14 protein-coding genes are annotated in these 12,707 nt (G+C 49.7%); 8 read left to right on the forward strand and 6 right to left on the reverse strand.

The window, feature by feature from the left end:
- The first annotated feature begins 52 nt into the window (after positions 1–52).
- The 3 genes from AC0YN3_RS00730 to AC0YN3_RS00740 all read left to right on the forward strand — a co-directional run bounded on the left by AC0YN3_RS00730 (position 53) and on the right by AC0YN3_RS00740 (position 2,155).
- Positions 53–691 carry an HD domain-containing protein gene (locus AC0YN3_RS00730; RefSeq protein WP_475773260.1) on the forward strand — a complete coding sequence of 213 codons (639 nt, stop codon included), beginning with the start codon at positions 53–55 and terminating at the stop codon, positions 689–691.
- A gap of 92 nt (positions 692–783) precedes the next feature.
- Positions 784–1,665 (forward strand): LysR family transcriptional regulator, encoded by an 882-nt coding sequence (locus tag AC0YN3_RS00735; protein ID WP_475773261.1) that lies wholly within the window; start codon positions 784–786, stop codon positions 1,663–1,665.
- A gap of 133 nt (positions 1,666–1,798) precedes the next feature.
- Positions 1,799–2,155: a hypothetical protein gene (locus tag AC0YN3_RS00740; protein ID WP_475773262.1), complete on the forward strand. Its 357-nt coding sequence runs from the start codon at positions 1,799–1,801 to the stop codon at positions 2,153–2,155.
- A gap of 68 nt (positions 2,156–2,223) precedes the next feature.
- Here AC0YN3_RS00740 and AC0YN3_RS00745 read toward each other — a convergent pair whose 3' ends face one another.
- Positions 2,224–3,078, reverse strand: coding sequence for an SDR family oxidoreductase (locus AC0YN3_RS00745; protein ID WP_475773263.1), 855 nt, complete (start codon positions 3,076–3,078; stop codon positions 2,224–2,226).
- Between the two features lie 132 nt (positions 3,079–3,210).
- Here AC0YN3_RS00745 and AC0YN3_RS00750 point away from each other — a divergent pair, with 132 nt between their 5' ends.
- On the forward strand, positions 3,211–4,521 hold the full coding sequence (locus AC0YN3_RS00750) for an amino acid permease (RefSeq protein WP_475773264.1): 1,311 nt from the start codon (positions 3,211–3,213) through the stop codon (positions 4,519–4,521).
- Positions 4,522–4,542: 21 nt separating this feature from the next.
- Here the strand turns inward: AC0YN3_RS00750 and AC0YN3_RS00755 are convergent, their stop codons facing one another.
- The 4 genes from AC0YN3_RS00755 to AC0YN3_RS00770 all read right to left on the reverse strand — a co-directional run bounded on the left by AC0YN3_RS00755 (position 4,543) and on the right by AC0YN3_RS00770 (position 7,759).
- Positions 4,543–5,316, reverse strand: coding sequence for a YqcI/YcgG family protein (locus AC0YN3_RS00755; RefSeq protein WP_475773265.1), 774 nt, complete (start codon positions 5,314–5,316; stop codon positions 4,543–4,545).
- Positions 5,317–5,391: 75 nt separating this feature from the next.
- Entirely contained in the window at positions 5,392–6,018 is a 627-nt protein-coding gene (locus AC0YN3_RS00760; protein ID WP_475773266.1) for a LysE family translocator, read from the reverse strand.
- Positions 6,019–6,090: 72 nt separating this feature from the next.
- Complete coding sequence (locus AC0YN3_RS00765) at positions 6,091–6,681, reverse strand: DUF1989 domain-containing protein (RefSeq protein ID WP_475773267.1); 591 nt, start codon at positions 6,679–6,681, stop codon at positions 6,091–6,093.
- Positions 6,682–6,742: 61 nt separating this feature from the next.
- On the reverse strand, positions 6,743–7,759 hold the full coding sequence (locus tag AC0YN3_RS00770) for an alpha/beta hydrolase (RefSeq protein WP_475773268.1): 1,017 nt from the start codon (positions 7,757–7,759) through the stop codon (positions 6,743–6,745).
- A gap of 304 nt (positions 7,760–8,063) precedes the next feature.
- On the opposite strand from AC0YN3_RS00770, the gene AC0YN3_RS00775 reads away from it, so the two are divergent.
- From AC0YN3_RS00775 to AC0YN3_RS00790, 4 genes are all read left to right on the forward strand, one after another.
- Entirely contained in the window at positions 8,064–9,689 is a 1,626-nt protein-coding gene (locus tag AC0YN3_RS00775) for a PhoX family protein (RefSeq protein ID WP_475774251.1), read from the forward strand.
- A gap of 13 nt (positions 9,690–9,702) precedes the next feature.
- A complete protein-coding gene (locus AC0YN3_RS00780; protein ID WP_475773269.1) occupies positions 9,703–9,978 on the forward strand; it encodes a twin-arginine translocase TatA/TatE family subunit in 276 nt (91 codons plus the stop codon).
- A gap of 1 nt (position 9,979) precedes the next feature.
- The gene (gene tatC / locus AC0YN3_RS00785) at positions 9,980–10,717 is read left to right on the forward strand and encodes a twin-arginine translocase subunit TatC (protein WP_475773270.1); all 738 of its coding nucleotides are present in this window, start codon (positions 9,980–9,982) and stop codon (positions 10,715–10,717) included.
- A 167-nt stretch (positions 10,718–10,884) separates the two neighbouring features.
- Entirely contained in the window at positions 10,885–12,336 is a 1,452-nt protein-coding gene (locus tag AC0YN3_RS00790; protein ID WP_475773271.1) for an amidase family protein, read from the forward strand.
- Between the two features lie 101 nt (positions 12,337–12,437).
- Here AC0YN3_RS00790 and AC0YN3_RS00795 read toward each other — a convergent pair whose 3' ends face one another.
- Positions 12,438–12,647, reverse strand: a complete 210-nt coding sequence (locus AC0YN3_RS00795; protein WP_183563793.1) for a YrzA family protein — start codon at positions 12,645–12,647, stop codon at positions 12,438–12,440.
- Between the last annotated feature and the right edge of the window lie 60 nt (positions 12,648–12,707).

A 12,707-nucleotide genomic window follows, 5' to 3' on the forward strand; every position in this document is an offset into this window, starting at 1 on the left:
CCTCCATTACAATCAACTTATGTTGAAAAATGATTGTAGGAGGCTGGTTGTAATGTCAAATTCGGTTGCGGATATCAAAATTCCAGATAGCAAGCTGGCGTTAGGGGCTGCAGAGCTTCTTCGCGAGCACGGCAATGATTTATTGTGGAACCATTCTCACCGGGTATTTGTGTTCGGAGCGCTGCAAGGCAGAAACGGCGGCATTTCATTCGATCCAGAGTTGCTTTACATCAGCGCATTGTTTCATGACCTCGGGCTGACGAAGCATTATAGCAGCCCGGACAAACGCTTTGAAGTAGACGGCGCCAACGCAGCAAGGAGCTATCTCCAGCAGCATGGCGTGCCTAACGATTCCATTCGCCTTGTCTGGGATGCGATTGCCTTGCATACGACGATCGGCATTGCCCAGTTCAAGGAGCCGGAGGTGGCACTTATCTATTCGGGAGTCGGCTATGACGTGATGGGAGAGAACTTTGAAAGCATAGCGGAGGAGATCCGCGAGAAAGTAGTAAAAGCGTATCCGCGCGATCAATTCAAAAGCAAAATTTTGCCTGCTTTCCTTGAGGGCTTCAAGCATAAGCCGGAGACGACTTTCGGCAATATTAAAGCTGACGTTTGTACGCTGCTGCTTCCGGGATTTAAGCCGGCTAACTTTTGTGATTGCGTTTTGCATTCGCCTTGGAATGAGTAATAATAAAAACAGGGAAGACATCGCTGCTCACGGGTGTTTTTTCTGTTTTTACAGTTTATAATGGGGGAATCAAAAGGGTAGGCGGAGGTACTATGGAAATTAGACAATTGGAGTATTTCAAGGCACTGTGCAAGGAGCTTCACTTCACTCGCGCATCTGAACGGCTTGGCGTTACCCAGCCAACCTTAAGTCATCAAATTAAGGCTTTGGAGGATGAGCTCGGCGTTCAGCTGTTTGACAGGATCGGCAAAAAAACGATGGTTACGGAAGCAGGAGCTATTCTATTGAAGCACTGCGACCATATCTTTCAAAGCATGGCAAGTGCAAAGGGGGAAATGGAAGAGCTGCAAACGCTCAAGCGTGGCAGCCTGTCAATCGGTGCGCTGCCTGGCGAATTAAATTCGCTTGTGTCGGCAGCCACGGTACATTTCCATGCGCAATTCCCTGAGATCCAGATGAAGGTATGGGGAGCGGATGATGTCATTGAGCGTGTCGTGCACAATGAGCTGGATGTGGCGCTCACTATTCTGCCTGTCATCGACGAGCGGATTGTTTCCGTTCCTTTATACGAGGAGGAGCTGTTTTTAACGCTTTCCCATGAGCATCCGCTCGCTGCGCTCGAATCCGTTCAATTGGAGGATATCTCGCAAGAGCCATTTATCCTGTTCCCCAAAACCTATAAATGCAGGGAGCAGACGGACACCGCTTACAAAGCTGTCGGCATAGTACTGAATCCAATCGTTGAAACGGATGCAATGGAGACCATTTTCAGCCTTATCCAGGCAAAAGCAGGCGTATCGATACTGTCGAGAACGTTAATATCGATTCATAAATCGGATGCCATTAAAACCGTTAAGATCATCAATCCGTCTATTAAACGAACGATTGGACTGATTTATCATAAGGAAAAATACATTGGTTTTGCGGCACGGAAGTTTATAGAACTAATAAGGAGCCGAGTTTCTTCTTTTTAGAATCCAGCAGCTCGCATTTGGCTAACAAAAGCCCTTCAAATCTATAACTCTATAAAACAATCATTTGCCTTGTTACAAAAGCTAGAGTTGCGTCATATGTTGTAAGTAGCTTCTATGAGGAGGTATTACGCATATGGCAAAAGACAAGAAAAAAGCAGCAAGCAGCTCAAATGGCAATCGTACAGGCGGCAATCGCACGGGAGGGGAACGTACAGGCGGAAACCGCACGGGTGGCAACCGCACGGGAGGCAACCGCACGGGTGGCAACCGCACGGGAGGCAACCGCACGGGAGGCAACCGCACGGGAGGCAACCGCACGGGAGGCAACCGTACTGGGGGCAACCGCACGGGAGGCAACCGTACGGGAGGCAACCGTACTGGGGGCAACCGCACGGGAGGCAACCGTACCGGAGGTAACCGCACCGGTGGTAACCGCTCTGGCGGCAGAGGTCCCGGCGCTCGTCCGATGGAGCAGACTGACGGAGAATAAGGAACAATAGTTAACATCCCCAAAACAGTCCATTTCTCAATGAGAAACGGACTGTTTTTTTTGCAACCCTACTTGCCTTTGCGTGTTAATGCAGCAAGCGAATCCCATTCCTCGTCCGTCACTGCCGAGAGCCCGTTAAACTGTCCTGCTCCTTGCAGCCATTCCCCGCCGTCAATCGTAACGACTTCGCCGTTCAGATAAGCCGCATAATCAGAAACGAGATAAGCGGCCAGGTATGCCAGCTCTTCTTTGTTTCCAACGCGACCGAGCGGAATTCGGGCTTGCATCTGCTCTTCCAGCGCAGCAGTGGGGGACAGGCGTGACCAAGCTCCTTCAGTCGGAAAGGGCCCAGGTGCTATTGCAACCTGCCGAATGCCGTATTTCGCCCATTCCACCGCTAGCGATCTTGTGAGAGCCAGAACGCCTGCTTTCGCGGCTGCGGAAGGGACGACATAGCCAGAGCCGGTAGAAGCATAAGTGGTTACGATGTTCAGCATGGTGCCGCTTCTCCCTTGTTCGATCCAACGCTTCCCGACCTCAAGTGTCGTATAGAAGGTTCCATGCAACACAATGTTCAGAACCGAATCCACCGCTTTCGGAGAGAGGCGTTCCGTTGGGCTGATGAAATTGCCGGCGGCATTGTTGACGAGCACATCGATTGGCCCGAGCTGCTCTTCGACGTCATCGATAAGTGCTTGAATTTGGAGGGGATCGCGTACATCGCAGCTTTTGTAGAAAACGGGACAAGCTTCTGATCCCATCGCATCGGCTGCTTGCCGGAGTACAGTCTCTTTTCGGCTGGCAATGGCAAGACGCGCGCCAAGAGCGATGAACGCCTCGCCCATTGCCCGCCCTAGGCCGGTCGCGCCGCCTGTAATTAAAATGACTTTTCCCTGTAACAGATTAGGGGAGAAAGGACCCATTCCTTCAGCCTCCTTAGCACTCGCATGCTTTTAATTAAGCATATCGAAACGGGCATCCGGTTATGTATGGGTAATCCGAGAATAAAAACCAGCTTCCCAGTGAACAGTACATTAGAAATGGAGGCGACAAGCATGGGAGCATCGGAGGAGAAGCTGTCCTGGCAGCAATTCATGCTATTCGGCATTGGGTGCACGATTGGGACAGGCTTCTTTCTAGGTTCAAGCATCGCGATTCAAAAAAGCGGTTATTTCGTGCTGTATATATTTCTGCTTGCGGCGATTGCTACGCTTTTTGTGTATGAGGCACTCGCTCAAATGACTGCGCAGCATCCGGAAAAGGGTTCTTTCCGTACGTATGCGAAACAGGCTTTCGGGCGTTGGGCCGGTTTCAGCATCGGCTGGGTCTATTGGTCCTCCGAGATGCTCATACTCGGCAGTTCATTAACGGCTATCGGCTTATTCTCGCAATACTGGCTGCCTGGCGTACCGCTCTGGGTTTTCGCAGCCGCATATTCGGCGCTTGCATTGCTCGTTGTCATTCTGGGTTCCAAAGGAATCAACAAGGCGGAGGATATGTTTGCGGTCGTGAAAATAGCTGCAATCGTCATGTTTATCGTCGTTGCGGGGTATGGCGCAATGAAAGGACTGGGCCATGTACATCCCGTTAAAGAAAGCATGTCCGAATGGGGCGATAAAGGCTGGCTCGGAGCTTGGAAAGGCTTATTGTACGCTTTCTATGCTTTTAGCGGCATTGAGGTTATGGGATTTATGGCTATGCATTTGCGGAACCCGAAGGAGGCTCTCAAAGCAGGCCGAATCATGCTCTTAATCGTGACGGTGCTGTATGTAAGCGCTATTGGAATAGCGCTTCTATTTATGACAAAGGAGCAATGGCTCCCGAATGAAAGCCCGCTCATCATTCCGCTCACGGCGATGAAGCTTCCTGTATTGGTGCATATCCTTAACGGGGTGTTGATCATAGCTGGCTTTTCTATACTCGTTGCTTCCTTGTATGGCGTTTCTTCGATGCTTATGACGCTCTCGGAGGATGGAGATGCACCGAAGTGGCTGGCGCAAAAAACGAAAAAACGCCAGCTCCCGCTTCATGCCCTATGCGTCAATACGGCGGGGCTTTGTATTTCGATTCTGCTTGCGTTATGGATGCCGAAGAAGATCTTCGAGCAAATCACGACGGCAGGCGGACTCGTGCTGCTGTATACGTGGATATTCGTGCTTATAACTTATCTGAAGCTCATGAAACCAAAGGTCAGCTCCAAGCTGAAAACATGGTCGGCTATCCTCGTACTCTTTGCAGCGGTATTCGGCGTACTGGCTGAAAAATCGGGAAGAGCCGGGTTTTGGGCAAGCTTGCTCATCGTCATCGTCGTTCTTATAGTCACATTAGCGATGCGGAGGGTTTGGACCAAGCAAGAGCAGGCATAATGCTTGCTTCTGCCCTTACCCTTATTTGTGAAAGAGCTGGCCTAGCCCTTTAACTTTGTTTTTCATATAAGTATAAGGGCATTTGGAAGGAGCGCTCTCGTCATCCCGCAAAAAATATTGCTTCCATTCGTGGTTATCCTCCTGCCCATACCATTTGAGCGAGGGATGTGCAGGTATGCCGTCATACTCTACCAGCTTCTTGCGGATTAGCTTCTTCATATTGCGCCCAAAGGACGTAGAGTCATTGATTTCCTCGAATACGAAGCGCGGCTGGAAGGCGATGGTGAAATAGGGGGATTGACGGCTTTTGCGAACGGTATGCGCCGGCGTGCTGCAGAATGCGAAATAAGGCTGGCCGTTATAGCAGAATTCCCAGGAATGATGGGCAGGATCGGTGGAGATAGCTTCCGGCCAAGGTTCTTCGTCTTTTGCGCTGACGCGGCTTAGAACGGACCAGAAGAGCTCTTCGTAACGGTCTACGGAATAGTGATCTAGGCATTCGGCTGGTGTCTCGAAAAAAATGACGAGAGAAGCATATTTCCCCGTATCACGCGAAATTTCGCCATATTGGTGAAGCAATTCCGACACCTCGGCAATGGCATGCTCATCCCTTGGATCAGATGCGAATCCGAATCGTAAATTGTTCGTGAGAAAACCGTGTCGTCCAGGAATGCAGGGATAGCTGCCAGCCGGATCGGCGATCATGTTGGCAAATTGGCGGAAAGCGTCCTGCTGCCATTCGGGCAGTTCGGCTAAGTGCTCATCAAGCCATGCTTTGCTTGTTAACTCGGGCATAAACGTAGAAAACCTCCTTCAGAAAGTACGACGAAGCATACTATGCGAAGAAGGTTTTATGGGTGAATGCCTGTGTCAGCGGATCAGCTGCAAGAAGGCCTGATAGCCGAAGTAGAGCCCGAATCCGATTAGCGAAAGTCCTGCAACCGCAGATATGATTTGCAGCGTCAGCCGATTCCCGAATTTGTGGAAGGAGCTGGCGAGAGCAGCCATGACGAAATCCCAAAGCAGAATACCGGCAAAGATCCCGAAGCTGTGCCAGAGTACCTGCGCCACACCGTGATTCTGGACGCTTTTTGCTAGAATGGAGCCGTAAATGCCAAGCCAGAACAAAATGTTGAGCGGGTTCGTGAGTGCCATCAGAAAGCCGGAACGAAAAGAGCTGAGCTTCGTGGCCGCTTCAGCCGAACGGGTCTCCGGCATTTTTTTAATGTTTTTCAACGTTTCAATACCGGTGTATAGAAGGACAAAGCAGCCAAAAAACCATAGAAAGGTTTTCATGAAAGGGGTAGAGAGGAAGTGGGCTAAGCCGAAATAGATCAACAGCATGTAAATCAAATCGGCACACATGGCTCCGAAGCCGATAAGCCAAGCGTGGGCAAAACCGAAACGGGCTCCTTTATCGAGCTGGGCTGCATTAATAGGGCCGATAGGGGCGGATAGAGATAAGCCGAGAAACAGATAAGTAACAAACGCGTTCATGGACATCGCTCCTTGAATAGAAATAGACAGGTACAAGTCATTCTATTCAAGGCTTGTTCGAGGTAGAAGAAACTAAACGATTTCTGCTTCGATAGGCGTGCATTTAAAGCCATTGCAGGCGCTTTCGGAGCAGGGGCAAGCAGATATGGCAATAATCAAGTCCATTTCCGCGCGCAGCTCGATATAGTCACCAGCTTTGGACAGCGGGCGTTCTATGCTGATTTGACCATAAGGGTCAATAACCGTATTCATAAAAAGGTTGAAAGGATAATGCTGGTCAGGAGCGGTAATGCCATGTGGAGCGAGTGCCTGATTCAAATTGTCGTAGCAGCTTGCATGATTTGGTTTGCCGTATAAAAGCCCGTACATTTCGGGACGGCAGGCGGGATTGATAAAGTCATGCTGTCCTACTTTATCGGAGATTACCGTTAATATCGGTCTGTACTTATTAGAGTAAAGCCTATCGCCGGCCTTTACTTTCATCGCATGCAGGGCGTCCATCGTTACCCCGGGATCAAGCCGTTCATTCGCATCGTCTGAGCTGTAAGCGACTAGGTCGGCAACTTGTTCCCCTTCCACGTCTGTTACTCGCAACGTCTGACCTTTTCCTATACGTAAGGCGACGCCTTCATTAGCCGGTATCCGCCATTTTTGCTCGTTCATTGTCATCCTCCTGCTTCATGTAGCCTGAATATCTACACAGTATGGCTCACGAAGCAGCGTGTCATGCAGGGGATTGGCCAACTCTCATGTGGCGACCTACAAAATCGACAACCGCTTGTTCATATGCTGGCGTGTTCGTAACATAAGCAAGTCCATGCCCAGCGCCTTTAGCTATGTAGCAGGATTTTTCTGCCTTACAGGCCTCATACAGCCGCCACACCATCTCCACAGGAACAAAGGTATCTTCTGAACCGTGGATAAAAAGCGTGGGAAGCTTGTTTTTCTCCAGCTGCTTAAGCGCGGACGCCTCTTTGAAGCGATAGCCTGCAAGCAATCGAGTCAACAAGCTGGTCGCTGAAAGAATGGGAAAAGCCGGCAGCTTATAGATACGTTTCAGCTGGTAGCGAAGCTGGTCATGGACCGATGTATATCCACAATCCTCCACGATGGCCTTTACCTGCTTCGGAAGCTTTTCGCCGCTTACCATCATCACGGTAGCCCCTCCCATCGAAATGCCGTGCAAAGCAATCTGCGCGCGTTCACCAACCACCTCGAGCATCCTACCAATCCATTGCAAATAATCTTTGCGGTCCGGCCACCCAAAGCCGATATAGTTTCCTTCGCTGCTTCCATGGCCGCGATCATCAGGCATCAGCACGTTGAAGCCTAACTTCTCATAATAAAACTTGGCTATGATGCCCATATCCTTGCCTTGCGCGGAATAGCCATGCGCGAGGATGACGGTATGGTTTGTCGGTTTTTTAGCGGCTAGATAATAACCGACTAAGCGTAGTCCGTCATGTGAAGTAATGCGCAAGGTTTCATAGCGCTGCTTCTCGACCCATTCGGCGCCTGTTTCCTCCATCGGCGTAGATTCAGCGGCGTCCGCTAGCGAAGAGGGGCCTTCTGCTTCGTTGCCGACGTTATGAATTTGAACCAAATCCGGATTGCCGCTAAGAAAATCCTTCGCATTTCGTTTAATGGCTATGTTATAGAAGTAGTAGCTGATCGCAGCTAATAGAACGATTAGCAGAAGTGCCAAACCTGCGATTCCTATTCCAACCGTGTACCAAGGCATCTTTATTCAATCCTCCGTCTATTGTTCGGAAATAGATAACTGATTTAAAAATAACAGGGATGCTGCATGATTGCAATTTGGAGGGCTTTAGCGGGTAAGGAGCTTTGACGCTTGCCAAGCTATTGAACGTGGATGGGCATGTTCGGATTGAAACGTTAATGAGCGTGGCATCAAAAGCAGGAATGATAATCATTCCCTTGTTTACAATAATTCCAGTTTAAGGTGACAGTGGCTTAACATTTCCTTATTATGCTTGTCTGTGAGTGGATCACATTAATGAGGAGTGGAAAAGTTGAATAAAACGATGGACCGCAAAACCTTTCTTTCGTATTTGGGCACGGGTGCAGCTGCGCTCGCAACCGCTTCAGCAGGCTTAGGCGTGTTAAACGGAAAAGCGTCAGCGATGTCTTCTACGGCTGATCATCTGTTTGGATTTAACACGAATCGCGTGAGCGGCTATTTCGAGCCGATTGCCCCCTCCAAGGAAGACCAGCTGCTGCTGCCTAAAAACTTCAAATACGACGTGGTAGCCGCATTCGACGACGTGATTAATGAAGCGGGCGAAAAGTTTGGCTCCGGCTGCGACTATAACGCGTTTTTTCCGCTGAAAGGCTCAAATGTTAGAGGTCTGCTCGTTAATAATCATGAATACAGCACGATATTTTCAATAGGTCCCGTGAAGGACGGCAAGATGACGGCTGATCAACTTCATAAAAATCTCTATTACCAAGGGATGTCTGTCATCGAGGTTTACCGCGATGAGAAGGGCACTTGGAAAATGGACAAAACCTCATCGTATGCACGCCGGATCAATGGCTACACCAAGTTCGAGCTTACGGGTCCAGCAAAAGGCAGCACGGCTGTTGGCGGCGCAACAACCGCGGTAGGCACATTTGCGAATTGCTCTGGCGGCGTGACGCTATGGAATACCGTGCTCTCGTGCGAGGAAAACTTCGCAGAGACTGCTGCTGCTTCCAAACTCCCGGAAACGCATTATGGCTGGGTTGTTGAGGTGGATCCCTTTGATAAGTCTTACCTGAAGAAGCACACGGCGCTTGGCCGCTTCAATCATGAGAATACGGCAATGGGACTGGCTCCGGACGGACGGGTAGTCGTGTATATGGGGGATGACAAGAAGGATGCTTGCATCTACAAATTCATAAGCAAGGGTAAATACGATAAGCTGAAGGGTCGGGCTAATTCCGCGCTGCTTGAGGACGGAACTCTCTATGTCGCCAACTTGAAGAGCGGGAAGTGGATGCCGGTTACGCTTGCGGAGGTAACGAAAGCAGCCAAGGACAAGCCGGAGGCGCTAAGCAAGTTCAAGACCCAAGGCGATGTCGTCACTTTCTGCCAAGAGGCTGCGCTGCTAGTTGGCGGAACGCCAACCGATCGGCCGGAGGATATCGAAATCTCTCCTTTTGACAATACGGTCTTTATCTGTCATACAAACAACGATAATCACGGCAATATTCATGGCCATATTACGCGCATTTTCGAATCAAACAGCGATTTGGCCGCCCTAGAATTCGACTTTGAGATTTTTGCCGCAGGCGGCAGGCAATCCGGATTCAGCTCGCCCGATAATTTGGCGTTTGACTCTAACGGGCATCTGTGGGTCGTCACGGATATTTCAAGCAGCAGTCAAAATAAAGGCGTTCATAAATCATTCATGAACAACGGCCTATTCGTGATCCCGACAAGCGGTCCGGATCAGGCAATGGCGCTGCAATTTGCGTCCGCTCCCGTTGAGAGCGAGCTTACGGGACCGTTTTTCACGCCAGATGAACAGACCTTGTTTTTATCGGTTCAGCACCCAGGAGAGAATACGACGGATTTAAGCAAGCCGTCGAGCTTGTGGCCGCACCGTGCAGGGGATAAAAAAGCGAGATGCGCGGTCGTCGCGATTAGCGGATTTAAGTTAGGCTAACGGATAGGTTGTTTTGCGGGAAGCCGCAGGCGCTTTGCCTGCGGCTCCATTAACTCGGAATGGGGCTGAGAATATGCCGTTTGGCAATATTGGAATCGGAGGATTAGTATTAATCCTGATTATAGCGCTTATTATATTTGGACCATCGAAGCTGCCAGAGCTGGGACGTGCTTTCGGGAGAACGCTTAGCGAGTTCAAAGGGGCAACACGCGGCCTCGTGAATGGTGAAGATGAGGATAAGAGACAGGAAGAGAAGACGCCTGACACGGCAGCGTCGAACGCCAAATAGGATGGTCAATCCGAACGATCAAAGCTTAATCGGCCACTTGGATGAAATGCGGTCACGGCTCATACGCACGCTTGCGGCTTTCCTAGTGGCGATGGCTGCGGCATTCATTTACGTCAAGGATATTTATCAATGGTTGGTAAGGGATATGGATCAGAAGCTTGTTCTGCTAGGGCCTTCTGATGTCATTTGGGTATATATGATGATCGCTGGCGTTGTCGCCATAGCGGTTACGCTTCCGATTGCCGCCTATCAGGCTTGGAAGTTCGTTACGCCTGCCGTTCCGAAGGAGGCGCAGCGCGCCGCACTTTTGTTTATACCGGGTATTAGCGTATTATTTATTATCGGTATTTGCTTTGGATATTTTATTTTATTCCCAATGGTGCTGCATTTCATGAATCAAATGGCTGCTCAATCGTTTGTAACGATGTATACGGCCCACAATTATTTTACATTCATGATTCATATGACCGTTCCCTTTGGGCTTCTCTTCGAAATGCCGGCCATTGTCATGTTCTTTACGAAGCTTGGCCTGCTGAATCCGAATAGGCTCGCCAAAGCGCGGAAGCTTGCTTATTTCATATTGGCGCTCGTCGCGATCACGATTACCCCTCCAGATATCCTATCGGATATCATCGTAATCGTACCTTTATTTTTGCTCTATGAGATCAGCATCTCAATCTCTAAGATCGTTTATCGGAAGCAGTTGAAGCTTGCAGGCGAAGGCGGAATGGCGGCATAGCGCAGGAAGAGCAAGTAACAGAAAGCCCGCTGTGGGCTTTCTTTTTTTTATTATAAAACCGATTGCTCCATGAGGGACTATAGAAGTAGAAGATGTTCGCTGCCAAAAAATAGTATATACTAGGCTCATAGCGCACACATTCGGAATATATAAGGGGCAAAAGGGATATGGAAATCGTTGAGGCAACTATCTCATCCGTTCAAGCTGCTTTGCAATCAGGCGAGCTTACTTCGCGCGACCTCGTTTTGCGTTATTTTGACCGAATCGCCTTCCATGACAAAGACGGCCTAACGATTAATTCCGTGCTTGAGCTCAACCCCGATGCCTTGTTTATTGCTACGGCACTCGACAACGAGCGTGCAGCGAAGGGACCGAGAGGGCCTTTGCATGGCATACCCATCATGCTGAAGGACAATATCAATACCGGCGACCATATGCATACGAGTGCAGGCTCACTCGCGCTGGCGGGCTCTTTTGCAGGAGAAGACGCGTTTATCGTGAAAAAGCTTAGGGAAGCCGGTGCCGTTCTGCTTGGCAAGGTGAACATGACGGAGTTCGCCAACTTCATGACGGACGGGATGCCATCAGGCTATAGCTCGCGTGGCGGACAAGTGCTTAACCCATACAATATATCGGCGCCAACGGGCGGCTCGAGTGCCGGCTCAGGCGTAGCGGTGGCGTGCAATTTCTGCATGGCTTCCATTGGAACGGAAACCTCGGGATCGATATTGAACCCTGGCAACTTAAGCTCGACCGTCGGCATCAAACCGACTGTTGGCTTAATAAGCCGTTCGGGCATCTTGCCTTTGTCGAACTCGCAGGACACAGCGGGCCCAATGGCTCGGACGGTTACGGATGCCGTTCATGTATTGAATGCCATAATCGCATATGATGAATCAGACGCAGCGATGGGGACGAGCATCTGGCATAAGCAGAACGATTATAGCCAATTTCTTGATTCAAAGGGGCTTGAGGGTGCACGAATAGGTATTCCGAGAGATTATTTCTTCGAGGAATTGACGGAAGAACAGCTAACGATATTTAATGATGCTGTCGAGGTGATGAGAAAGCAGGGTGCGGTTATTGTGGATCCTGCCGATATTCGCACGGCTAGGGATATCAAATATTCATCGGTCGTATTGAATGAGTTCAAATCCTCGATCAATGCATATTTGTCCAAGCTGCCGCCAGGGGCCCAAATACGTACGCTTAAGGACATTATCGCGTTTAACAACGAGCATCCGGTCGAGACGCTGAAGTACGGGCAATCGACGCTTTTGTCTGCTGAAACGACGACTTCAGGCACGCAGACAGAAACGGCTTATTTGCGTGATCGGGCAGCGGATCTCCGTTTATGCAAGGATGAGGGGCTCGATGCGACCATGAAGGAACATGGATTGGACGCGCTGCTCTTCCCTGCGGATTTCGGCGCGCGAATCACATCGCGAGCAGGTTATCCTTCCATCGTCGTTCCGGCGGGCTATACGGCGAAAGGCGTGCCCTTTGGCGTCACGTTCGCTGCGAGAGCGTACGAGGAGCCGAAGCTGATCAAGCTGGCATACTCATACGAGCAGGCTAGTCTCGTCAGGCGGCCCCCTTCGCTTAAGAGCTTTATATAACGATAGCAATGCGCTCAGCATGGATTGAATGATCATTTGAATAAGCAAGCAAAGAAACCTCCCAGCAGCTTAGTGCCGGGAGGTTTTTGACGAGGCAGGCATTATTTTTTGGCTTTAAAATGAACGACGGCGCTGTAGAGCATTTTTTCGGCTTTAGGATGAAATACGGCATGATGGCTAATATGGTGGATCTCTAGCAGCAAGCCTTTATTATTTTCGATTTGCTGATCAATCTTTTGCTCCAATGTTTTTAAATCATATGCCTCGAAAAATTCAACCTTGTTTTCAATGAGATCCAATCGGAAGTCCATTCGCGTTTCTCCTAACGATCATATAAGTTGATTATCCTATTATACAGCGCGGAGCTTGCA

The organism is Paenibacillus sp. J22R232 (assembly GCF_056269165.1).

Bases quoted from the DNA above. Each gene is read 5' to 3' on its own strand.
- AC0YN3_RS00745 (WP_475773263.1), bottom strand. From the start codon at position 3,078: ATGGGTCCTTTCTCCCCTAATCTGTTACAGGGAAAAGTCATTTTAATT.
- AC0YN3_RS00730 (WP_475773260.1), top strand. From the start codon at position 53: ATGTCAAATTCGGTTGCGGATATCAAAATTCCAGATAGCAAGCTGGCG.
- AC0YN3_RS00740 (WP_475773262.1), top strand. From the start codon at position 1,799: ATGGCAAAAGACAAGAAAAAAGCAGCAAGCAGCTCAAATGGCAATCGT.
- AC0YN3_RS00755 (WP_475773265.1), bottom strand. From the start codon at position 5,316: ATGCCCGAGTTAACAAGCAAAGCATGGCTTGATGAGCACTTAGCCGAA.
- AC0YN3_RS00750 (WP_475773264.1), top strand. From the start codon at position 3,211: ATGGGAGCATCGGAGGAGAAGCTGTCCTGGCAGCAATTCATGCTATTC.
- AC0YN3_RS00790 (WP_475773271.1), top strand. From the start codon at position 10,885: ATGGAAATCGTTGAGGCAACTATCTCATCCGTTCAAGCTGCTTTGCAA.
- tatC (WP_475773270.1), top strand. From the start codon at position 9,980: ATGGTCAATCCGAACGATCAAAGCTTAATCGGCCACTTGGATGAAATG.
- AC0YN3_RS00765 (WP_475773267.1), bottom strand. From the start codon at position 6,681: ATGAACGAGCAAAAATGGCGGATACCGGCTAATGAAGGCGTCGCCTTA.
- AC0YN3_RS00760 (WP_475773266.1), bottom strand. From the start codon at position 6,018: ATGAACGCGTTTGTTACTTATCTGTTTCTCGGCTTATCTCTATCCGCC.
- AC0YN3_RS00775 (WP_475774251.1), top strand. From the start codon at position 8,064: ATGGACCGCAAAACCTTTCTTTCGTATTTGGGCACGGGTGCAGCTGCG.
- AC0YN3_RS00770 (WP_475773268.1), bottom strand. From the start codon at position 7,759: ATGCCTTGGTACACGGTTGGAATAGGAATCGCAGGTTTGGCACTTCTG.
- AC0YN3_RS00795 (WP_183563793.1), bottom strand. From the start codon at position 12,647: ATGGACTTCCGATTGGATCTCATTGAAAACAAGGTTGAATTTTTCGAG.
- AC0YN3_RS00735 (WP_475773261.1), top strand. From the start codon at position 784: ATGGAAATTAGACAATTGGAGTATTTCAAGGCACTGTGCAAGGAGCTT.